Origin of the sequence: Nocardioides cynanchi (assembly GCF_008761635.1) — a bacterium.
GTDB classification, from domain to species: Bacteria; Actinomycetota; Actinomycetes; order Propionibacteriales; family Nocardioidaceae; genus Nocardioides; species Nocardioides cynanchi.
Map to the genome: position 1 here is coordinate 3,340,616 of NZ_CP044344.1, position 20,372 is coordinate 3,360,987.

Consider the following 20,372-nt stretch of genomic DNA (forward strand, 5'->3'; position numbering starts at 1 on the left):
CACCTGTCCGGTGCGGGGTGTCGCGACGGACTCGTCGAGCCGGGGGGTGGCCTGGGCTAGCGTCCCGCCCATGGAGCAGATCGACAGCGACGCTTTCCTGGCTGCGGCCCGGGTCGCCGGCCACCTCGCCCGACGGGCCGAGGTCACCGAGCATTGGGACGACGAGAGCGCCTGCGAGGCGATGAGCGTCGGAGGCCTGGCCTGCCACCTGGTCTCCCAGGTCGACAACGCCGTCCGGCTGCTGGGGGCCGGCCCGTCCGACCAGCCGCCGATCGCGCTGGCCGACCACTACGCCGGCGTCGGCTGGCGCGACCCCGACGACGAGGCCAACGTCGGCATCCGCGAGGGGAGCGACGCCCGGGCCGCGGCAGGGCCGCAGGCGCTCCACACCTTGATCGATCGTCGCCTCGCCGAGCTGCCGACCACGCTGGCGTCGGTCGGGAGCGGCGACCCCGTGCTGATCCCCTGGCAGGGCTGGTCGCTGACAGCCGGCGACTTCCTGGTCACCCGGATGATGGAGATCGTGGTCCACTCCGACGACCTGGCTGCGAGCGTCGACCTGCCCACCCCGGGCTTCCCCGACCGGGTGCTGGAGCCGGTGCTCGGCCTGCTGACCGGGCTGGCCGTCCGCCGGCACGGCGCGACCGCCGTGGTCCGGGTCCTGACCCGGCCGCAGCGGGCGCCGGCCTCGATCGCCGCCTTCTGATGGGCGGCCCGGCTCCCGGTGACGACGAGCGCGCGCCGTACGACCCGATGCCCTACGGCCCGGTTGAGGTGGGGGTCGGACCGTGGTCGGGGGAGTGGCCCACCGGTGAGGAGTACGACGCGGCGCTGCTCGCCGACGGAGACCGCCGCAACGTCGTGGACCGCTACCGCTACTGGCGGCTCGAGGCGATCGTGGCCGATCTCGACACCCGCCGCCACGACTTCCACGTGGCGATCGAGAACTGGCAGCACGACTTCAACATCGGCACCGTGGTCCGTACCGCGAACGCGTTCCTCGCCGCCGAGGTCCACATCATCGGCAACCGCCGGTGGAACCGCCGCGGAGCGATGGTCACCGACCGCTACCAGCACCTGCGGCACCACGCCACGGCGGCCGACCTCGCGGCGTACCTCCATCAGCGAGACGTGCGGCTGCTGGGCATCGACAACCTGCCCGGCTCGGCACACCTGGAGACGGCTACCGTGCCGCGCCGGGTCTGCTTCCTGTTCGGTCAGGAGGGCCCCGGGCTCTCCGACGGCGCCCGCGAGGCCTGTGACGGCACCTTCTCGATCGCGCAGTTCGGGTCGACGCGCTCGATCAACGCCTCGGCCGCGGCCGCGATCGCCATGCACGCGTGGATCCGGGAGTACGCCGACCTGGGCGGCGACTCGGCGTGGCGGGGCTGACGCCCCGGCTCAGCCAGAGGTCTTGGTGTAACAGACGACCGTGCTGTCGTGGGTCAGGTTCCAGATCGGCTTCGGCTTCCAGCTGAACAGGTACGACCGGCTGTTGACGCGCGACGGGCACCTCGCCCGTCCCGCCCGGACCAGCGCGCGGCGGCCGGGGAACGACCTGCTGGAGACGGTGAACGAGCCGGTCGCCCGGTAGCTGTGGGCCGACGAGCACGTCGTGGGCAGGTGGCTGGTCCCCTTCAGGCAGCGCGCGACCTTGTCGCCCAGCGGCAGCCCCGACAGGGCCGGCTGGTGGTCGGTGGGCAGGGCGGCCAGAGCCCTGGCGCGGCGGAGCACCAGGTCGCAGCGGATCCAGGTGGCGCCGGCGGTGATCTGGTCGGCGGTCGGCTGGAAGAACACGAAGTCGTAGGCCGACCGGTCGCGCACGGTGTCCTGCTGGCCGAGGGCCTTGCGGAAGTACGGCGTGCAGAGCTTGATCCCCTGCTTGACGATCTGGGTGTCCGACAGGTCGGTCCACAGCACTCCGGAGGGCAGGTCCGGCACGCCGATCACCCGTTCGTCGTGGGTCTTCCGGCACGCGATGGGGGTCGTGGCGTCGGTGCGCGCCGCGGCCTGCGCCGAGGTCAGGTTGCGACACTCCCCGACCGCCGGCCTCGGGAGGGTGCCGCCATCGGCGGACGGTGTGGCGGCCAGCAACCCGGCCGCGGCCAGAGCGAGGGTGAGCGGACCGGTCAACCAGTGGCTGCGTCGCATGATGGGGGACCCTACCGTCGGCCGACCCGGGTGCCGGTGCGGCACTCGGACGCCGGGGCGGTGGGGAAGGTCGTCGGGCCCGGGCGGCAGAGGACGAACGGCCCCCCGGGGCGGGCTCAGCGGGCACTAGGGTTGGAGCTGTCGAGCCCGCAGGTCCCAGAGGAGTCGTCCCATGCCCATTGCCAAGCCCGAGATCTACGCGCAGATGCTCGACACCGCGAAGGAGAAGGGCTTCGCCTTCCCGGCGATCAACGTGTCGTCGTCCCAGACGCTGAACGCGGCGCTCAAGGGCTTCGCGGACGCGGGGTCGGACGGCATCATCCAGATCTCCACCGGCGGCGCCGAGTACCTCTCCGGGCCAGCGGTGAAGAACATGGTGACCGGCTCGGTCGCGTTCGCGGCGTACGCCGTCGAGGTGGCCAAGAACTACCCGATCCACGTGGCCCTGCACACCGACCACTGCCCCAAGGACAAGCTGGACGGCTTCGTCCGGCCGCTGATCGACATCAGTGCCGAGCGGGTCAGCCGCGGCGAGGCCCCGCTGTTCCAGTCGCACATGTGGGACGGCTCCGCCGTACCCCTGACCGAGAACCTCGAGATCGCCCGCGACCTGCTGGCCAAGTGCGCGGCGGCCCACATCATCCTCGAGGTCGAGATCGGCGTGGTCGGCGGCGAGGAGGACGGCGTCGAGGGCAAGATCGACGAGAAGCTCTACACCAGCCCGCAGGACGCGCTCGACACCGTCGCCGCCCTCGGCCTCGGCGACCAGGGTCGCTACCTGACCGCGCTGACCTTCGGCAACGTGCACGGCGTCTACAAGCCCGGCAACGTGAAGCTCCGGCCGGAGATCCTCCAGGCCGCCCAGGACGCCATCATCGAGAAGTTCGGCGCCGACGCCGGCTTCGGGCCCGGCACCCGTCCGCTCGACCTGGTCTTCCACGGCGGCTCCGGCTCCACGGAGGAGGACATCGCGGCGGCCGTGTCGTACGGCGTGGTGAAGATGAACGTCGACACCGACACCCAGTACGCCTTCACCCGCCCGATCGCCGACCACATGCTGAAGAACTACGACGGCGTCCTCAAGGTCGACGGGGAGGTCGGCAACAAGAAGGCCTACGACCCGCGGGCGTGGGGCAAGGCCGGCGAGGCCGGCATGTCGGCACGGGTCGTCGAGGCCTGCGCGAACCTCAGCTCGACGGGCCACGCCCTCGGCTGACCGCCACGTCGGGCCGTCAGTCGAGTGCCGGCGAGGTCGCCGGCTGGCGCGCGGCCGCGGGATCGCTGACCGCGGCGTTGCGCGCCGTGAGGTGGCGGGGCAACGCGAAGAACAGGACCGAGACGAAGCCGAGCGCCAGGATCGCGACCGGGAGCAGCAGGGTGTCGGACATGGCGGCGCTGAACGGCGCGCGCACCGGCAGCGGCAGCTGCTGGAGCTGACCGTCGGGCTCGGCGCCACCGGACAGGCCGTGGGCGGCGATCCGGCTGTCGATCAGGACCGCGATCGCAGCGGAGCCCAGCACCGCGCCCACCTGACGGGTGGCGTTGTAGACGCCCGAGCCGGCGCCGGCGAGATGCATCGGCAGGTTGCGGGTCGCAGTGGCAGCCAGGGGAGCCCAGATGCCGGCCATGCCGATGCCGAGCAGGCCGAAGGCGACCAGGATGTGCCAGACCGGGGCGTCCGCGGTGAGCACCCGCGAGAGCGCGAAGATCGAGACCGCCGTGATCGCGAAGCCGCCGCCGGTCAGGACCCGCGGGTGCACCTTGTCGGTGAAGCGCCCGACGATCGGGGCCAGGATGATGGACATCACCGCCATCGGCACGAAGAGCAGGGCCGACTCGAGGGGTGAGTCGCCACGCACGAGCTGGGCGTAGAGCATCACCGGGAAGCCCATCGCGGTCGCGGTGAACGACATCGACGAGATCGCGAAGCTCGAGATCGAGAAGTTGCGGTCGCCGAACAGGCTGAGCGGCACGAGCGGCTCCTGCCGGTTGACGCGCTGCCACAGCACGAACACGGTGAAGACCACCAGGCCGCCGATGATCGAGGTCAGCACCCAGGCGCTCCAGTGGTACTTGTGGCCCTGCTGGATGCCGAAGACCAACAGGAACATGCCGACCCCGCTGAGGGCGACGCCGACCCAGTCGAACTTGTGCATCCGGGTCTCGAGCGTCGGCACGAGACGCACCGCGAGCACGAACCCGATCACCCCGACCGGGATGTTGATGAAGAAGATCCACTCCCAGCCCAGGGCTCCGACCAGGATGCCGCCGAGGATCGGCCCGATCAGCGTGGCGACGCCGGCCGTGGCGCCCCACAGCGCCATCGCCTGGCCGCGCTTCTCGGCCGGGAAGATCCGGGTGATCACCGACATCGTCTGCGGCGTCATCATCGCCGCGCCGAAGCCCTGGAAGACCCGGGCCACGATCAGCATCTCGATGCTGGTGGTCAGGCCGCACCACAGCGAGGCGAGAGTGAAGATGGTCAGGCCGATGAGGTACAGACGCTTGGGGCCGAAGCGGTCGCCGAGCCGGCCGGTGATCAGCACGGGCACGGCGTACGCGAGCAGGTAGGCGCTGGTCACCCAGACCACGCTGTTCACGTCGGCGTGGAGGTCGGAGATGATCGCGGGCGTCGCCACGGTCACGATCGTGGTGTCGACCAGGATCATGAAGAAGCCGAGGCACAGCGCGAAGAGCGCCGGCCACGGTCGCACGTCGGGAGCGGGCTGCTGCTGCGTGGGAGTGGTCTGCGCCATGACAAGAGTCAACACCGGGCCACCGACATTGATTCCGCGGTTTCCCGTCGGCGGTGGGCCGGAGGCGCGTCTGGCAAGGTGGTCCTCATGAGCCACGTCGACCTGATGGCCGGTCCGCCACCGACCCACCTCCCCGAGGACCCCGCCACCCCCGAGCTCGACGGCGGCGACCCGCCCGCCGACGTCGTACGCCGTCACCCGGCCTCGCCGATGGCCTGGGCCGCGCTGGCCGACCTCGCGAAGGCCGACGGGGCCGACGACGTCACCGTCTACGCCTATGCCCGGGTGGGCTACCACCGCAGCCTCGACATGCTGCGTCGCAACGGCTGGAAGGGGCACGGCCCGGTGCCGTGGGCGCACGCGCCCAACCGCGGCTTCCTGCGCTGCCTGGCCACGCTGGCCCTGGCCGCCCGCGCCATCGGCGAGGACGACGAGTGGCAGCGCTGCTCGGAGTTCCTGCGCGACTCCAGCCCCGAGGCGGCCGACGCACTGCTCGGCTAGGCGCCCAGCAGCGAGCGCACCCGCTCGGTGCCCAGCGCCACGATCAGCGTGGGCAGCCGCGGGCCGCGGTCGGCGTCGACCAGCAGGTGGTAGAGCAGGGTGAAGAACTCCTTCTGGTCGGCCTTCACCTCGTCCGTGGGCTGGTCGTCGAGCGCCATCCCGCGCGCCAGCTTCGGTACGCCGTACACCAGCGAGGTCACCGCATCGAGCTCCAGGTCGCCCTGGAGCCCGGTCAGGAGCAGTGAGAGCCACTCCCGCTCCTGGGAGGAGAGAGCCTCGATGGCGACGGCGTCGGGCTCGGAGCGCACCGACGTGCGCTCGGACTCGGGCACGAACTGCTCGGTCCAGGCCATGGCCCGCGACAGTCGTGGCTCGAGGTCGTCGACGGAGTCGTGGGCGTGCCCCAGGTGGGAGACGATCCGGCTGATCTGCTCGGCGGACCCGGCGGTCACGTCGGCCACCGAGGCCAGCATCCGGAACGGAACGACGACCCGCGGCGCTGGCAGCGGACCGGACGACGCGGTGGCCGCGGCCCGCTCGTGGGCCAGCACCTGCAGGTCGCGCCTGGCGGGGTCGGCGGCCTTCCGGCCGAGCGCGTCCCACTCGTCGTACAGGCGCACGACCTCGGGGCCGAAGTCGATGTCGAAGGTCTGCTTCGGCTGGCGGCGGACGTAGAGCCAGCGCAGGATGCCGGGCTCGAGCACCGTCAGGGCGTCCGAGGCGGTGGGTGCACCGCCGGCCGAGGACGACATCTTCTGCATGCCCGCGAAGCCGACGAAGCCGTAGCCGAACCACGCCGGCCGCGGGTAGCCCCACACCGACTCGACCAGCTCGTGGCCGACCGTGAACGACGAGCCCGGAGTCGCGTGGTCCATCCCGGCCGGCTCGAAGTCGACGTGCTCGAAGGCCCACCGCATGGGCCAGTCGACCTTCCAGACCAGCTTGCCTTCGTCCTGGGTCGCCAGGTTGGTCGTCCCGTGGTAGTCGCACACCGAGCAGACGTAGGCGAGATCGGAGGTCTCGTCGTCGTACGACGTGACCGTGGTGGTGTCGCGGCCGCAGTCGTGGCAGTAGGGCCGGAAGGGGAAGTAGCCGACGCCTGTGCCGGGGGCCGCCTCCTCCTCGTCGTTGGCCACCGACTCGGCCAGCGCCTCGGCCTCCTGGGCGGCGTGGTCGTCGAGCGCGTCCGGCTCGTCGGACGACGGGGGCTTCCGGGTGCGGTACTTCTCGAGCACGGCGTCGATCTCGGCCCGGTGGCGGACGGCGCGCAGCACCTCGTCGCGGTAGATGCCGGAGCGGTAGCGCTCGGCCTGCGAGATCGTCTCCACCTCGGCACCGAGCGCCGCGAAGGTCTCGATCACCGGCTCCTTGAAGTGCGTCGACCAGGAGTCGTGGCAGCTCCAGGGGTCGGGCACGTCGACCAGGGGCCGCCCGATGTGCTCGGCGAACGCGGGGTCCACACCGTGCGGCACCTTGCGGAACCGGTCGTAGTCGTCCCACACGTGCAGGTGGCGGACGGCGACGCCCCGACGGCGCAGCTCGTCGGCCACGAAGTGCGGCATCAGGAACTCGCGCAGGTTGCCCAGGTGGACCCGGCCGGACGGCGAGATGCCGGACGAGCAGGTCACCGGACCCATCGCCCCGGTCTTCTCGTGGTGGCGGACGGCGTCGTCGGCAGCACGGGTCACCCAGTCGACGGGGTCCTTCGTGGCCATGGGCGCGGGCTCCTGGAGAGGTCGGCGGGTGGGCCACGAACGCTACCGGAGCCGGATTCCACCCCCGAGTCGTGGGCCCGGCGCCGGACGCGAGAAAGGGCGCCGGCCGGAGACCGGGCGCCCTCTCCACGGACGTCGCCCGTTCCCCCGCGAAGGGCGCCTGTCCACGAGGAGTCTTGCCTGTCCGCTCGCGGCCACACGAGTCGACGCTGCCGCTGGCACTAAGATGCCAGCATGGCTCCTCGGCGTCGTGCCGTCACGGTCCTGGCGGCGCTCGGTCTCGATCCCGAGGCGGAGCACCGGTACCACCAGGTCCTCCCGCTCTCCGGAACGCCGATCGCCGGCGTCGCCTCCGCGCTCGGCGTACCCGAGGAGCACCTCGGCCAGACCCTGGCCCCCCTCCTCGCTCACCGGATCGTCTCCGTGACCGAGGGCCGCCTGCGGGTCAGGCCTCTGGCCGAGGCCCTGGCGGAGGCGTTGGCGCGCGAGGCGGACGCGACAGCGGCCACCCGCGAGCGGCTCGACGGGCTGGCGGCCGCCGTCCCGTTGCTGGTGGCCGCGGGCTCGCGGCCCGGTCCGGGGGAGGTCGAGGACGTCGGGGCGATCGACGGCGAGGTCAGCTCCGGTGGCAACGCCCTGGCCCTGCTCACCGCGCTGATCGAGCAGAGCAAGGGCGACCTGCTGTTCCTGCGCCCCGACACCTGGATGATGCCGCGCGAGTCGGCGATGGCGCGGGTGGTCGGCCGGGCCGTGGCGTCCGGTCGCCGTTCCCGGGCCATCTACCCGGTGCGAGCGGCCCGGGAGGCGCCCGAGGCCCTCGAGGCGCGGGTGGCCGAGGGTGAGGAGGTGCGGTTGCTCGACGACCTGCCCACCCGCCTGATGATCATCGGGACCACCCACGCGATCGTGCCCGAGCCCCTGGGGTTCGCCGACGAGCCGCGGATCCTGGTGCGGCAGGGCGCGATCGTCGGGGCGCTCACCCTGCTGTTCGAGCTCTACTGGCAGCGCGCGGTCGCCGCACCCGAGCTCCTCGACAGTCCCACCGGGCAGCGCGCCTTCCTGCTCCGCCAGCTGGCCTCGGGGGCGAAGGACGAGCAGATCGCGCGCACCCTGGGCGTCGGCCTGCGGACCGTACGCCGGCGGGTCGCCGAGCTGATGATCGAGCTGGGGGTGGACACGCGCTTCCAGGCCGGGGCCGAGGCCGTACGCCGCGGCTGGCTGTAGGCGGCACGCCCGTCACCGGGTCTCGACACGCGGTCACGACCTCGCGAGCTCGGTCGCGCGCTTGCTCGACCTGCCCGAGCCCACGTAGACCGCTCGTCCCTCGCGGTCTACTGCTCGGGCAGGATGAAGGAGTAGGCCCCCGGCTCGACGTGCCAGCTGCGCTGGCGCTCCGGGCCGCTGATCTCCCCGTCGGCACTGATCCAGAAGGAGTCGCCGGAGATGGTGACCTGCCGGGCCCGGAAGTACTGCACGTCGTCGCGCCGGTGGTGCTCGCCCTTGCGCAGCGAGACGGCGTAGCCGACCTTGGCCGCGGCTCCGATCGCGTGCGAGATCATCACGTCGACCTTGCCGTCCTCGGGGTCTGCCTCCGGGGTCAGCTCGGTGCCGCCGCCGACGTTCGCGCCGTTGCCGACCGCGACCATCAGCACCGGCTGGTCGAGGTCGGTGACGACCTGGCCGTCGACCTCGACGTGCATGTGCACGCTCGGGGGGTGGAACGCCGAGAGCACCGCGCCGATCGGGTAGCCGAGCTTGCCGAGGTTGACCTTGCCGAACCCGACCGAGCCGAGGCGCTCCTTCCAGCGGGCGCCCCGGCGGCTGGCCTGGGCGCCGGCGCCCACGTGCACGTTGTTGACCACGATCTCGCCGAGCTCGTCGACGATCAGGTCCATCGGCCGCACCTCGCCGGTGACGACCAGCTCGGCCGCCTCGTCGAGGTCGAGCGGGATCCCGAGGGTGCGCGCGAAGTCGTTGCCGGTGCCCATCGGCAGCAGGCCGACCACGGCCCCGGCCAGGTCGTGGCGCCGGTAGAGCGCGGAGATCACCGCGTGCAGGCTGCCGTCACCTCCGGCGACGATGATCCGCCGCGAGCCCGCACGCTGGAGCACGCCGTCGAGCTCGCCGGGCTTGGAGGTGGACTGCACCTCCACCGAGCAGTGCGTGCGCAGGATCCGGAGGGCCGACTCGAGCGCCTCGTCGTCGGCGGTCCCGGCGTCCTCATTGGTGATCACGAGCAGCGGGTCCACGGGGCGGACCCTAGCCCACGTCCACGACCGTCAGGCTCCCCCGGTGGGGTAGGGTCGCGTCCGCACGAGGCCCCGCCCGGCGCCGATGGGCGCGAGCGGGGCCGATCCGTTTCTGGGAGCCGGTGGAGGTCCGATGCCCGCGATCGTCGTGCTCGGCGCGCAATGGGGTGACGAGGGCAAGGGCAAGGCCACCGACCTGCTCGCGACCACCGAGCAGATCGACTACGTCGTCCGCACCAGCGGTGGCCACAACGCCGGCCACACGATCGTGGTCAACGGCGAGAAGTTCGCCACCCACCTGCTGCCCAGCGGCATCCTCACACCCGGCTGCACATCGGTGATCGCCAACGGCGTCGTGGTCTCGCCCGAGGCGCTGTTCCGCGAGCTCGACGCCCTCGAGGCGCGCGGGGTGGACGTCTCGCGGATGGTGGTCAGCGCCAACGCCCACGTGATCGCGTCGTACCACTCGACCATCGACCGGGTCACCGAGCGCTTCCTCGGCTCCAACAAGGTCGGCACGACCGGCCGCGGCATCGGGCCGGCGTACGCCGACAAGGTCGCCCGCGTGGGCATCCGGATCGCCGACCTGTTCGACGAGAAGATCCTGCGGGCCAAGGTCGAGGCCAGCCTCGAGGTGAAGAACCAGCTCCTCGCCAAGGTCTACAACCGCCGGGCGGTCGAGGTCGACGCGGTGGTCGAGGAGCTCCTCGCGTACGTCGACCGGTTGCGGCCGATGGTGGCCGACACCTCGCTGCTGCTCAACCGGGCGCTCGACCGCGGCGAGACGGTGCTGTTCGAGGGTGCCCAGGCGACGATGCTCGACGTCGACCACGGCACCTACCCCTTCGTCACGTCGTCCTCGCCGATTGCGGGCGGGGTGTGCACCGGCGCCGGCATCGGCCCCACCCGGATCGACCGGGTGATCGGCGTGATCAAGGCCTACACGACCCGCGTCGGCTCGGGCCCCTTCCCGACCGAGCTCTTCGACGAGGACGGCGAGAAGCTCTGGAAGATCGGTGGCGAGGTCGGCGTCTCCACCGGCCGCGACCGCCGCTGCGGCTGGTACGACGCGGTGGTCGCGCGCTACGCCACCCGGGTGAACGGTCTGACCGACCTGTTCCTGACCAAGCTCGACGTGCTCTCCAGCTGGGAACGGGTGCCGGTCTGCGTGGCGTACGACGTCGACGGCGAGCGCCAGGACGAGATGCCGATGACGCAGACCGAGTTCCACCACGCGAAGCCGGTCTACGAGTACCTCGACGGCTGGTGGGAGGACATCTCCGGCTGCCGCTCCTTCGCCGAGCTGCCGGCCAACGCCCAGGCCTACGTCCGGGCGCTCGAGGAGATGTCCGGGACCCGGATCTGGGGCGTGGGCGTCGGGCCCGGGCGCGAGCAGACGCTCGTCGTACCCGCGTAGCAGCCCGCGGCGGTACTGTCCGGTTCATGCTCGAGCCGCGCGAGGCGATCGACCGCATCAACCAGGTCTACGGCCGCCATCCACACCACCGGGCCCTGCACGCACGCGGCACCTTCTACACCGGCACCTTCACTGCCACCCCCGATGCGACGGGCCTGTGCTCCGCCGCGGCGTTCTCCGGTGACCCCGTGCCGGTGCTGGTCCGTTGGTCCAACGGCGGCGGCGACCCGGGGCGCCCCGACCAGGACCAGGACGTGCGCGGCATGGCCGTGAAGCTCCAGGCTCCCGGCGGTGACGTCGACCTCCTGGGGCAGACGTCCCCGCGCTTCCCGACGCGCGATCCCGAGGAGTTCCTGTCGATGACAGCCGCGGCGCAGCGGCAGGCGACGTTCCCGCTGTGGATGCTGCGCCACCCCACCACGGTGCCCGCGCTGCTGGCCGGCCTCCGCGCCAAGGCGCTGGGCCCGCCGTACTCCTACGCCGAGGTCTCCTACTACCCGATCCACGCCTACGCCTGGGCCGCGGCCGACGGCTCCCGCTCCTGGGTCCGTTACGTGCTCCGGCCGGTGGGTGGTCGTGACGAGCGGCCCGACGGTGAGTTCACCGGACCCGAGCGGCTGACCGACGAGATCGCGGCGCGCCTCGTCGCCGGGCCGGTGCGCTACGACCTGCGGGTCACTGTCGCGGCCGCGGGCGACGACCCGCACGACCCGACCTCGGTCTGGAAGGGTGCACGCGAGCTCAGTGCCGGTGTCATCGAGGTGACCACGAAGGTGTCCGACCCCGAGCAGTCAGGCGGCCTGGTGGTCTACGACCCGACCCACGTCGCGGAGGGGATCGAGCTGTCCGACGACCCCATCCTGCGCTACCGCGGCGCGTCGTACGGCGAGTCGATCTCGCGGCGCTCGTCCTGACCGTTCGGACTTGATCGGGGTCGACAACTGCGGTCAAACGCGGGTGGGTGCCCTCGGCAGATGCTCGGTCCATGACCCTTCCGTACGCCGAGCCACTGACCCTGACCGAACCCGCCGACCTCGTCGTCCCCGAGCCGCCCCGTCGTGGCGAGGACGGCGGCGCCCCGTGCTTCCCCTGCAGCCCCGACTCCGACTCCAACCTGATCTGGTCCGACGACGCGTGGACCCTCCACAACCCCGGTCAGACCGGGCTGCCGGGATCGGTGTGGCTGGCCGCGCGGGCGCACTTCGACTCGTTCGCCGACATGCCGGCCGATGTGGCGTCGACGTTCGCCGGTGTCTGCGGGCGGGTCGAGCGCGCGGTGCTCGCCCTCGGGGACGTCGGGCGCGTCCACGTCTACCGCTGGGGCGACGGCGGCGCGCACTTCCACGTCTGGTTCGTGCCGCGCCCGCTGGGGCGGCTCGACATGAGCGGCCCGCACCTGATGGCCTGGGAGGACGTGCTCCCGCCGGCGACCGATGAGCAGATCGCCGAGGCCGGGCAGCGGATCGCTGCGGCGATGGCGTAGCCCGTGACCGCCACGACCGTCGCCACCCTGGAGCGCCGGCTGGGCCTGGGCGACGCGGTGTTCATCGGGCTCGGCTCGATGATCGGCGCGGGTGTGTTCGCGGCCTACGCACCGGCCGCCCGCGCCGCCGGCTCCGGTCTGCTGCTCGGGCTCGCCCTGGCGGCGGTGGTGGCCTACTGCAACGCGACGTCCTCGGCCCAGCTCGCGGCTGCGTACCCCTGGGCCGGTGGCACCTACCTCTACGGCCGCGAGGTGCTCGGCGAGTGGTGGGGCTACCTCGCCGGCTGGGGGTTCCTGGTCGGCAAGACCGCGAGCTGCGCGGCGATGGCGCTGACCTTCGCGGCGTACGTCGCGCCCGAGGGTTGGCAGCGACCGGTCGCGGCGGCCGTGGTCGTGGTGCTCGCCCTGGTGAACTGCGCGGGCGTGACCCGGACCGCCCTGCTCACCCGCGTGCTGGTCTCCCTGGTGCTGGTCGCCCTGGTCGTGGCCGCGATCGCCTGTCTCCGGGGCGGGACCTCGTCGGGACTGTCCGGCTGGGCGTCGCCCCGGAACGGCGTCTACGGCGTTCTGCAGTCGGCCGGGCTGCTCTTCTTCGCCTTCGCCGGCTACGCCCGGATCGCCACCCTCGGCGAGGAGGTGCGCGAGCCGGCGCGGGTGATCCCGCGCGCGATCGTCGCCGCCCTGGCCGGGGCGGTCGTCGTGTACGCCGTCGTGGGGGTTGCCGTGCTCTCGGTGCTCGGCGCGTCCGGGACCGCCGCGTCGACGGCCCCGCTTGCCGACGCGGCCCGGGTCGTCGCCGCTCCGTGGGTCGTCGGCGTGGTGCGGGTCGGGGCGGCGCTGGCCTCGGCCGGTGCGCTGCTCGCCCTGGTCGCCGGGCTGGGCCGGACCGGCCTGGCGATGGCACGCGAGGGCGACCTGCCGCGCCGGCTGGACGCCGTACACCCGCGCTTCCGGGTGCCCCACCGCGCCGAGCTCTCGGTCGCGGCCGTGGTCGTGGTGCTCGTGCTGACCGCCGACCTGCGTGGGGCGATCGGCTTCTCGTCGTTCGGGGTGCTGCTCTACTACTTCGTCGCCAACGTGTCGGCGTACGCCCAAGGGAGTGGGGTCCGTCGGTTCCCGCGGTGGCTCCAGGTCCTCGGAGCCGCGGGCTGCCTCACCCTCGTCGCCACACTGCCCTGGGAGTCGGTCGTGACCGGGCTGGTCGTGCTCGCCGTCGGTGTCGCGCTGCGCGCGGGTCGCCTCGCTCTGCGGTGACGGCGGACCACCAGGTGGTCCGGAGCCACCACACAGGGCGCTCCTCCACAGGCCGACCCTCCTAGGCAGCGGATGTGGCGGCTCGGCGTCCATGCTCGAGGGATGTCGCAGCGCCGCGAGGTCGACTTGATCGGCGAGCACCTGTCGAGGCAGACGGGCGTGATCTCGCGCGGCCAGGTGCACGCTGCAGGCGAGGCGGTCTGGGACATCCGGCGGCGGCTGCGTAGCCGCGAGTGGGTGCGGCTGCTGGACGGCGTCTACCTCGACCACACGGGCGAGCCGACCTGGCTGCAGCGGAGCTGGGCCGGGGTGCTGTTCCTCCGGCCCGCGGCCCTGGCCGGGTCGTCCGCGGTGCGGGCGGCGCTCGGGCCGGGCTGGCGCGGGTACGACGACCGGGGACCGATCGAGATCGCGGTCGCCCGCGACCGGAGAGTGAACGCCCCCGCCGGCTATCGCGTGCGTCGTACGACCGACTTCGACCGGCGGGTGCTCTGGAGTGCCGGGCCACCACGGGTCCGGCTGGAGGAGGCGGCCGTCGATGTGGCAGCGCGCCAGACGGGGGAGTTCGAGGCGATCGCCGTCCTGGCCGACATCTGCCACAGCCGGCGCACGACCGCGGCGCGGGTCCGCGATGCATGGGCAGGACGGACTCGCCTGCGACGTCGCGCGTGGCTCGGCGCGATCCTCGACGACATCGCCGAGGGCACGTGCTCGGTCCTGGAGCACGGGTATCTCACCCGGATCGAGCGGGCGCACGGTCTTCCACGTGGGCGGCGCCAGGCGCCCCAGGTCGCCGGTCGCGGCCCGGAGTTCCGCGACGTGGTCTACCTGCGGCAGAAGATGATCGTCGAGCTCGACGGCCGGCTCTTCCATGACACAGCGCGCGCCCGCGACGTCGACCTCGACCGCGATCTCGACGCCGCAGCGCTCGTCGGTGGGCTCACCGTGCGCCTGGGGTGGGGGCAGGTGTTCGAACGCCCGTGCCGGACGACGCGTCGCCTGGTCGCGCTGCTGCGGGGTCGCGGCTGGGAGGGGGCGCCGGTCCCGTGCGGGCCGACGTGCACCGTCCAGTCATGAAGGTGGTGGCTGTGGACCACCTGGTGGTCCACAGCCACCACAGAGCGCCCGAGTGGCCCCGATAGGCTCGCCCCGATGAGAGTCCTCGTGATCGGCACCGGTGGCCGGGAGCATGCCCTGGCGCTCGCCCTGGCCCGCGACCCCGGTGTCAGCGAGGTGCATGCCGCGCCGGGCAACCCCGGCATCGGCGAGGTCGCGACGCTGCACGACGTCGACCCGATGGACGGCGGTGCGGTGGCCGCGCTGGCCCGGGCGATCGGGGCCGGACTCGTCGTGGTCGGGCCCGAGGCGCCGCTGGTCGCCGGGGTGGCCGACGCCGTGACCGCGGTGGGCATCCCCTGCTTCGGACCGTCCGCGGAGGCGGCCCGGCTCGAGGGGTCCAAGGCGTTCGCCAAGGAGGTCATGAACGCGGCCGGAGTCCCGACCGCCGACGCCCGGTTCTGCTCGACCCCCGACGAGGTGGCGGCCGCTTTGGACGCCTTCGGCCCGCCGTACGTCGTGAAGGACGACGGCCTGGCCGCCGGCAAGGGCGTCATCGTCACCGACGACCGTCAGGCCGCGCTCGACCACGCCGCCGGATGCGGGAGCGTCGTGGTCGAAGAGTTCCTCGACGGCCCGGAGGTCAGCCTGTTCGGGATCTGCGGCTGGAGCGAGCGCGACGGTACGACGGTCCACCCGCTGCTGCCGGCGCAGGACTTCAAGCGGATCTCCGACGGCGACCAGGGACCCAACACCGGCGGGATGGGCGCCTACACCCCGCTGCCCTGGGTGCCCGACGACCTGGTCGACGAGATCACCCGCACCGTGCTCCGGCCCACGGTCGAGGAGATGGCGAGGCGAGGGACGCCGTTCCGCGGACTGCTGTACGCCGGGCTGGCGCTGACGTCGCGCGGCCTGCGGGTGGTGGAGTTCAACGCCCGCTTCGGCGACCCCGAGACCCAGCCGATCCTGGCGCTGCTCGACTCGCCTCTGGTGCCGTTGCTGCTCGGCGCGGCCACCGACGACCTCGCCGCCGTGCCCCCGCCCACCTGGAAGCCCGGCGCTGCGGTCACGGTGGTGATGGCCAGCAAGGGCTACCCCGAGACCTCCTCGAAGGGCGACGTCATCGTCGGCACCGAGACCCTGGCCCGCGACCCGCACGTCCAGGTCATCCAGGCCGGCACCGCCCTGGTCGACGGCCACCTGGTCACCGCCGGCGGCCGGGTCCTGGCCGTGACCGCGACCGGCACCGACGTCGCCGATGCCCGAGCCCAGGCCTACGAGGGCGTCGCGATGATCTCCTTCCCGGGCGCCCAGTGGCGCCGCGACATCGCAGCAGGCCGATGACCGAACCCTCTCGGGACCGGGCCGTCACCGACAGCGGCGGCACGATGGTGCGCTTGACCGAGCCACCTCGCGCCGTCACGCCCGACCTCTCCCTGCTCGAGCAGCTGCGGACCCGCGCGCGAGCCGAGCCGGTGCGCGCCGCGGGTGCCCCGCCGTACTTCGCGACCGGCGACGTCGTGAGCTGGTTCTACGGCGACTGGGTCGACGTGCTGCGGGTCGTCCGCGACGACGAGCGCGGCCTGGTCGCCTGGTTGCCGCGAGGGTCGGAGCGCATCGTCGCGGTGGCTGTCGACGGCCAGGGGCTGCGCGACCGGCCGGTGGAGGAGCGGCCCAACGTCGAGCGCGTGCTGCGGGCCGTGACGTGGCGGGGACCGGGCGTCCTGAGGATCGCGCCGGCGGAGCGGCCGTGGTCGGTGTGGTACTTCACCGACGAGACCGACGGCTCGTTCGAGGGGCACTACGTCAACCTCGAGCTGCCGCACGAGCGGCCGGTCGACGGCAGCCCGCGGGTGCTCAGTCGCGACCTGGTCCTCGACGTGTGGGTCGAGGACGGCGAGACCTGGCTCAAGGACGTCGACGAGCTCGAGGCCGGGGTCACCGTCGGGAAGTTCACCGCTACCCAGGGCGCCGTGATCCGTGACGTCGCAGAGCTCGCCCGGGCCGAGCTGATCGAGCCGCGGGCGTGGCCGCTCGACGAGGGCTGGGAGACCTGGCGTCCGCCGGAGGGGTGGGACGAGCCGCTGACGCTGCCCGCGTCGGTAGCCTTGCGCTCGTGAGCGTGCCCAACGTCCTGGCGACGCGGTACGCCGCGCCCGATCTCGCGGCGATCTGGTCGCCGGAGCACAAGGTGGTGCTCGAGCGGCGCCTCTGGGTCGCGGTGCTGAAGGCCCAGCGCGACCTCGGGGTCGACGTACCCGACGGTGTCGTGGAGGCCTACGAGAAGGTCGTCGCCCAGGGTGAGCAGGGCGTCGACCTGGCCTCCATCGCCGACCGCGAGCGGGTGACCCGCCACGACGTGAAGGCGAGGATCGAGGAGTTCGCCGCGCTCGCCGGTCACGAGCACATCCACAAGGGGATGACCAGCCGCGACCTGACCGAGAACGTCGAGCAGCTCCAGGTGCGCCAGTCGCTGGAGCTCGTGCGCGACCGCACCATCGCCGCGCTGGCCCGCCTGGCCCGGCTCGCGAGCGAGCACGAGGCGACCGTGATGGCCGGGCGTTCGCACAACGTCGCCGCCCAGGCGACCACGCTCGGCAAGCGCTTCGCCACCGTGGCCGACGAGCTGATGACCGGTCTCGAGCGGGTGGAGGAGCTGCTCGGGCGCTACCCGCTGCGCGGGATCAAGGGCCCGATGGGCACCAGCCAGGACATGCTCGACCTGCTCGGCGGCGACGAGGCGAAGCTGGCCGACCTCGAGCAGCGCGTCGCCGACCACCTCGGCTTCGCACGGGTGCTCGACAGTGTCGGCCAGGTCTACCCGCGCTCCCTCGACTTCGACGTCGTCTCCGCGCTGGTGCAGCTGGTGGCCGCGCCGTCCAACCTGGCCACCACGATCCGGCTGATGGCCGGGCTCGAGCTGGTCACCGAGGGCTTCGCCGAGGGCCAGGTCGGCTCCAGCGCGATGCCCCACAAGATGAACACCCGCTCCTGCGAGCGCGTCAACGGCCTCGCGGTGGTCCTGCGCGGCCACCTGTCGATGGTCTCCGAGCTGGCCGGCGACCAGTGGAACGAGGGCGACGTCTCCTGCTCCGTCGTACGACGGGTGGCGCTGCCCGACGCGTTCTTCGCCACCGACGGGCTGTTCCAGACCTTCCTCACCGTGCTCGACGAGTTCGGCGCCTTCCCCGCGGTGATCCACCGCGAGCTCGACCGCTACCTGCCGTTCCTGACCACGACCAAGGTCCTGATGGCCGCGGTCCGCGCCGGCGTCGGTCGCGAGGCCGCGCACGAGGCGATCAAGGAGCACGCGGTGGAGGTGGCGCTGGAGATGCGCCAGGGGCGGTCCCACAACGACCTCTTCGACCGCCTCGCCGCCGACCCACGGCTCGGCCTCGACCGCGCCGACATCGCCGCGCTGGTCCGCGAGCCGATCGAGTTCACCGGCGCCGCTCGCTCCCAGACCGCCGCCGTCGTACGCCGCGTGGAGCAGGTCGTGGCCCGCCACCCCGACGCCGCGTCGTACACCCCCGGCTCGATCCTCTAGCCCGCGAGCAGCCGGTCGAGCTTGGCCTCGAGCCGGGCGATGTCGGCCTTCGTCGCCGACTCGAGCTCCGAGCGCAGGTCGACCACGATCGTGCCGCCCGGCTCGAGCTTGACCTGGTCGACGTCGGTGATCTTGTAGGCGTTCTGCCGCCGCAGGGCCGCCTCCATGTCGGTCTGCCGCACGCCTTCGTGGCGCAGCGCCTCGGGGATCCACTTCCCGCCGCGCGCGAGCACGGTGGTGGTGCCCTCCATGAAGGCCGCGATCTTCGCGTGCGGGCGCACGACCCGCACCAGGAACGCGTTGGCGGCGATCAGCACGGTGGCGCCGATCAGGCCGCCGAGCAGGGAGTTGTCGGGGCCGATCACGGCGTTCTGCACGACGTTCGAAAGGAGGAGCACCACGATCAGGTCGAAGGAGTTCAGCTGTGCCAGGTCGCGCTTGCCGGCGACCCGGAGCAGCACGATCAGCGCGAGGTAGACCACGACGGTCCGGATCACCTTGTCGAGCACGGAGATGTCGAGGTGCATGAGGTCGGTCCACATGCACCAGATCATCGTCGCGGTCGACCGCCGTGCTGCTTAGGCTGGCCGCATGGACAAGGCGGTGTCGGTGAAGGTGACCGGACGCGTCCAGGGCGTCGGCTTCCGCTGGTACGCCGTGCAGGAGGCCGAGCGGCTCGGCGTCCGCGGCTGGGTCCGCAACGAGCCCGACGAGTCGGTGGCCGGCCACTTCGAGGGACCGGCCGACGCCGTCGACGCCCTGGTCACCTGGTGCGGCTCCGGGCCGTCGTCCGCCTCGGTCCGCCACGTGGCGGTCCGCGAGTCCCGTCCCACCGGCACGGCGGAGTTCACGGTCAGGTACTGATCGGGTGGCGACCGCCTGTCGGTAGCCTTCGACCCATGCAGTCGCCCGTCGCCCCACCGATCGAGGGTGCGACGCACCTGCACTCCGGCAAGGTCCGTGACCTCTACGAGCTGCCCGACGGCCGGCTGCTGATGGTCGCCAGCGACCGGATGTCCGCCTTCGACTTCATCCTCGAGACGACGATCCCCGACAAGGGCGAGATCCTCACCCGGATGTCGCTGTGGTGGTTCGACCAGCTCTCCGGGCTGGTGCCGCACCACGTGCTGTCCACCGACGTCCCGGCCGAGGTCCGCGGCCGCGCGGTGATCTGCGAGCGGCTCGAGATGTACCCCGTCGAGTGCGTCGGCCGTGGCTACCTGACCGGCACCGGCCTGCTCGACTACCGGGCGACCGGTCAGGTCTGCGGCATCAGCCTGCCCGAGGGGCTCCTGGACGGCAGCAGGCTCCCGGAGCCGATCTTCACCCCGGCGACCAAGGCCGACTTCGGCGACCACGACGAGAACGTCTCGTACGACGCCGTCGCGGGCACCGTGGGCGACGGCGTGGCCGAGCAGCTGCGCAGCCTGACCCTGGCGGTCTACGCCCGGGCCGAGCAGATCGCCCGCGAACGAGGGATCCTCCTGGCCGACACCAAGCTGGAGTTCGGGGCGCGCCCCGACGGCACCATGGTGCTCGCCGACGAGGTGCTGACGCCCGACTCCTCGCGCTTCTGGCCGGCCGACGACTGGCACCCCGGCCGGGCCCAGCCGTCGTACGACAAGCAGATCGTGCGCAACTGGCTGCTCTCGCCCGAGTCCGGCTGGGACCGGGCATCCGGCGCGGCGCCCCCGCCCCTGCCCGACGAGATCGTCACGCTGACGCGGTCGCGCTACCTCGAGGCCTACCAGACCCTGACCGGCGAGACCTGGTGACCCGATGAGCACTTTCACGGTCACCATCGACCTGCCCCATCCGCCGCCGGTGCTGTTCCGGTTCCTGGCCGAGCCGCGCAACCGGCCACGCTGGCAGAGCTCCCTGCGCACCGTCGCCGACATCGACGAGGGCGAGCCGCATCCGGGTCAGCACTGGCGCGACGTGACCAAGGTCGGCATCCGGCCGCAGATGCAGCTCACCGAGCTGGTGCCCTACCGGTTGATCTCCGAGACCGGCCACTGGCACGGCGTGGACGGCCTGCTCAGCCTCAAGTTCCTCAAGATCCAGCAGGGCACGCGGGTCACCGCCGAGGGTCGCCTGATCGGGCGCGGTGCCTTCGCGCTCGCGGCCGCGGTCAGTGGCCGCTGGGCTCCGGAGACGATCCGCAAGGACCTGCTCCGCGCCTCGGAGGTGCTGTCGCAGGAGCCCGGCGACGGCGTGGCGCGAGGCTAGGCGAAGCCTTC

General features: G+C 72.5%; 21 protein-coding genes. 16 read left to right on the forward strand and 5 right to left on the reverse strand.

Annotated features, from left to right (window positions below; genetic code table 11):
- Positions 1-70 precede the first annotated feature (70 nt).
- Positions 71-706, forward strand: a complete 636-nt coding sequence (locus E3N83_RS16155; RefSeq protein ID WP_151084186.1) for a maleylpyruvate isomerase N-terminal domain-containing protein — start codon at positions 71-73, stop codon at positions 704-706.
- On the forward strand, positions 706-1,392 hold the full coding sequence (locus E3N83_RS16160) for a TrmH family RNA methyltransferase (RefSeq protein ID WP_238342944.1): 687 nt from the start codon (positions 706-708) through the stop codon (positions 1,390-1,392). The genes E3N83_RS16155 and E3N83_RS16160 overlap by 1 nt, the downstream gene beginning before the upstream one ends.
- Positions 1,393-1,401: 9 nt before the next feature.
- Here the strand turns inward: E3N83_RS16160 and E3N83_RS16165 are convergent, their stop codons facing one another.
- Positions 1,402-2,151, reverse strand: a complete 750-nt coding sequence (locus E3N83_RS16165; RefSeq protein ID WP_151084187.1) for a septum formation family protein — start codon at positions 2,149-2,151, stop codon at positions 1,402-1,404.
- 172 nt (positions 2,152-2,323) lie between these two features.
- Between E3N83_RS16165 and fbaA the strand changes: the two genes are divergently transcribed.
- Positions 2,324-3,367: a class II fructose-bisphosphate aldolase gene (gene fbaA / locus E3N83_RS16170; RefSeq protein ID WP_151084188.1), complete on the forward strand. Its 1,044-nt coding sequence runs from the start codon at positions 2,324-2,326 to the stop codon at positions 3,365-3,367.
- A 16-nt stretch (positions 3,368-3,383) separates the two neighbouring features.
- Here fbaA and E3N83_RS16175 read toward each other — a convergent pair whose 3' ends face one another.
- Positions 3,384-4,907 (reverse strand): DHA2 family efflux MFS transporter permease subunit, encoded by a 1,524-nt coding sequence (locus E3N83_RS16175; RefSeq protein ID WP_151084189.1) that lies wholly within the window; start codon positions 4,905-4,907, stop codon positions 3,384-3,386.
- Positions 4,908-4,994: 87 nt separating this feature from the next.
- Here E3N83_RS16175 and E3N83_RS16180 point away from each other — a divergent pair, with 87 nt between their 5' ends.
- On the forward strand, positions 4,995-5,408 hold the full coding sequence (locus E3N83_RS16180; RefSeq protein ID WP_151084190.1) for a DUF3151 domain-containing protein: 414 nt from the start codon (positions 4,995-4,997) through the stop codon (positions 5,406-5,408).
- Here the strand turns inward: E3N83_RS16180 and lysS are convergent.
- The gene (gene lysS, locus E3N83_RS16185; protein ID WP_151084191.1) at positions 5,405-7,123 is read right to left on the reverse strand and encodes a lysine--tRNA ligase; all 1,719 of its coding nucleotides are present in this window, start codon (positions 7,121-7,123) and stop codon (positions 5,405-5,407) included. The two genes, E3N83_RS16180 and lysS, sit on opposite strands and share 4 nt — an antisense overlap.
- 234 nt (positions 7,124-7,357) lie before the next feature.
- Between lysS and E3N83_RS16190 the strand changes: the two genes are divergently transcribed.
- Positions 7,358-8,347 (forward strand): helix-turn-helix domain-containing protein, encoded by a 990-nt coding sequence (locus E3N83_RS16190; protein WP_151084192.1) that lies wholly within the window; start codon positions 7,358-7,360, stop codon positions 8,345-8,347.
- A 107-nt stretch (positions 8,348-8,454) separates the two neighbouring features.
- On the opposite strand, the gene E3N83_RS16195 is transcribed toward E3N83_RS16190, so the two are convergent.
- Positions 8,455-9,372: a diacylglycerol/lipid kinase family protein gene (locus E3N83_RS16195; RefSeq protein ID WP_238342945.1), complete on the reverse strand. Its 918-nt coding sequence runs from the start codon at positions 9,370-9,372 to the stop codon at positions 8,455-8,457.
- A gap of 133 nt (positions 9,373-9,505) precedes the next feature.
- On the opposite strand from E3N83_RS16195, the gene E3N83_RS16200 reads away from it, so the two are divergent.
- From E3N83_RS16200 to purB, 8 genes are all read left to right on the forward strand, one after another.
- The gene (locus tag E3N83_RS16200) at positions 9,506-10,789 is read left to right on the forward strand and encodes an adenylosuccinate synthase (RefSeq protein ID WP_151084193.1); all 1,284 of its coding nucleotides are present in this window, start codon (positions 9,506-9,508) and stop codon (positions 10,787-10,789) included.
- 26 nt (positions 10,790-10,815) lie between these two features.
- On the forward strand, positions 10,816-11,703 hold the full coding sequence (locus tag E3N83_RS16205; protein WP_151084194.1) for a catalase: 888 nt from the start codon (positions 10,816-10,818) through the stop codon (positions 11,701-11,703).
- Positions 11,704-11,774: 71 nt separating this feature from the next.
- Entirely contained in the window at positions 11,775-12,272 is a 498-nt protein-coding gene (locus E3N83_RS16210) for a hypothetical protein (protein ID WP_151084195.1), read from the forward strand.
- 3 nt (positions 12,273-12,275) lie between these two features.
- Complete coding sequence (locus tag E3N83_RS16215) at positions 12,276-13,526, forward strand: APC family permease (RefSeq protein ID WP_238342946.1); 1,251 nt, start codon at positions 12,276-12,278, stop codon at positions 13,524-13,526.
- A gap of 102 nt (positions 13,527-13,628) precedes the next feature.
- Positions 13,629-14,603, forward strand: a complete 975-nt coding sequence (locus E3N83_RS16220; protein ID WP_151084196.1) for a hypothetical protein — start codon at positions 13,629-13,631, stop codon at positions 14,601-14,603.
- A gap of 75 nt (positions 14,604-14,678) precedes the next feature.
- Positions 14,679-15,929: a phosphoribosylamine--glycine ligase gene (purD, locus tag E3N83_RS16225; RefSeq protein ID WP_151084197.1), complete on the forward strand. Its 1,251-nt coding sequence runs from the start codon at positions 14,679-14,681 to the stop codon at positions 15,927-15,929.
- Entirely contained in the window at positions 15,926-16,705 is a 780-nt protein-coding gene (locus E3N83_RS16230; protein ID WP_151084198.1) for a ribonuclease FAU-1 family protein, read from the forward strand. Before purD ends, E3N83_RS16230 begins: the two co-directional genes overlap by 4 nt.
- Complete coding sequence (purB, locus tag E3N83_RS16235) at positions 16,702-18,132, forward strand: adenylosuccinate lyase (RefSeq protein WP_151084199.1); 1,431 nt, start codon at positions 16,702-16,704, stop codon at positions 18,130-18,132. The genes E3N83_RS16230 and purB overlap by 4 nt, the downstream gene beginning before the upstream one ends.
- On the opposite strand, the gene E3N83_RS16240 is transcribed toward purB, so the two are convergent.
- Complete coding sequence (locus E3N83_RS16240) at positions 18,129-18,674, reverse strand: DUF421 domain-containing protein (protein ID WP_151084200.1); 546 nt, start codon at positions 18,672-18,674, stop codon at positions 18,129-18,131. The two genes, purB and E3N83_RS16240, sit on opposite strands and share 4 nt — an antisense overlap.
- A 49-nt stretch (positions 18,675-18,723) precedes the next feature.
- On the opposite strand from E3N83_RS16240, the gene E3N83_RS16245 reads away from it, so the two are divergent.
- The 3 genes from E3N83_RS16245 to E3N83_RS16255 are packed head-to-tail and all read left to right on the forward strand — an operon-like array spanning position 18,724 to position 20,361.
- A complete protein-coding gene (locus E3N83_RS16245; protein WP_151084201.1) occupies positions 18,724-18,996 on the forward strand; it encodes an acylphosphatase in 273 nt (90 codons plus the stop codon).
- Between the two features lie 35 nt (positions 18,997-19,031).
- Positions 19,032-19,907: a phosphoribosylaminoimidazolesuccinocarboxamide synthase gene (locus E3N83_RS16250; RefSeq protein WP_151084202.1), complete on the forward strand. Its 876-nt coding sequence runs from the start codon at positions 19,032-19,034 to the stop codon at positions 19,905-19,907.
- A gap of 4 nt (positions 19,908-19,911) precedes the next feature.
- Positions 19,912-20,361 (forward strand): SRPBCC family protein, encoded by a 450-nt coding sequence (locus E3N83_RS16255; RefSeq protein WP_151084203.1) that lies wholly within the window; start codon positions 19,912-19,914, stop codon positions 20,359-20,361.
- Positions 20,362-20,372: the final 11 nt, after the last annotated feature.

Excerpts from the sequence above, each read along its gene's own strand:
- E3N83_RS16200 (WP_151084193.1), top strand. The coding sequence starts at position 9,506 with ATGCCCGCGATCGTCGTGCTCGGCGCGCAATGGGGTGACGAGGGCAAG.
- lysS (WP_151084191.1), bottom strand. The coding sequence starts at position 7,123 with ATGGCCACGAAGGACCCCGTCGACTGGGTGACCCGTGCTGCCGACGAC.
- E3N83_RS16190 (WP_151084192.1), top strand. The coding sequence starts at position 7,358 with ATGGCTCCTCGGCGTCGTGCCGTCACGGTCCTGGCGGCGCTCGGTCTC.
- E3N83_RS16160 (WP_238342944.1), top strand. The coding sequence starts at position 706 with ATGGGCGGCCCGGCTCCCGGTGACGACGAGCGCGCGCCGTACGACCCG.
- fbaA (WP_151084188.1), top strand. The coding sequence starts at position 2,324 with ATGCCCATTGCCAAGCCCGAGATCTACGCGCAGATGCTCGACACCGCG.
- E3N83_RS16180 (WP_151084190.1), top strand. The coding sequence starts at position 4,995 with ATGAGCCACGTCGACCTGATGGCCGGTCCGCCACCGACCCACCTCCCC.
- E3N83_RS16210 (WP_151084195.1), top strand. The coding sequence starts at position 11,775 with ATGACCCTTCCGTACGCCGAGCCACTGACCCTGACCGAACCCGCCGAC.
- E3N83_RS16230 (WP_151084198.1), top strand. The coding sequence starts at position 15,926 with ATGACCGAACCCTCTCGGGACCGGGCCGTCACCGACAGCGGCGGCACG.
- E3N83_RS16245 (WP_151084201.1), top strand. The coding sequence starts at position 18,724 with ATGGACAAGGCGGTGTCGGTGAAGGTGACCGGACGCGTCCAGGGCGTC.
- E3N83_RS16175 (WP_151084189.1), bottom strand. The coding sequence starts at position 4,907 with ATGGCGCAGACCACTCCCACGCAGCAGCAGCCCGCTCCCGACGTGCGA.
- E3N83_RS16240 (WP_151084200.1), bottom strand. The coding sequence starts at position 18,674 with ATGTGGACCGACCTCATGCACCTCGACATCTCCGTGCTCGACAAGGTG.
- purD (WP_151084197.1), top strand. The coding sequence starts at position 14,679 with ATGAGAGTCCTCGTGATCGGCACCGGTGGCCGGGAGCATGCCCTGGCG.
- E3N83_RS16255 (WP_151084203.1), top strand. The coding sequence starts at position 19,912 with ATGAGCACTTTCACGGTCACCATCGACCTGCCCCATCCGCCGCCGGTG.
- E3N83_RS16220 (WP_151084196.1), top strand. The coding sequence starts at position 13,629 with ATGTCGCAGCGCCGCGAGGTCGACTTGATCGGCGAGCACCTGTCGAGG.
- E3N83_RS16155 (WP_151084186.1), top strand. The coding sequence starts at position 71 with ATGGAGCAGATCGACAGCGACGCTTTCCTGGCTGCGGCCCGGGTCGCC.
- E3N83_RS16205 (WP_151084194.1), top strand. The coding sequence starts at position 10,816 with ATGCTCGAGCCGCGCGAGGCGATCGACCGCATCAACCAGGTCTACGGC.
- E3N83_RS16165 (WP_151084187.1), bottom strand. The coding sequence starts at position 2,151 with ATGCGACGCAGCCACTGGTTGACCGGTCCGCTCACCCTCGCTCTGGCC.
- E3N83_RS16250 (WP_151084202.1), top strand. The coding sequence starts at position 19,032 with ATGCAGTCGCCCGTCGCCCCACCGATCGAGGGTGCGACGCACCTGCAC.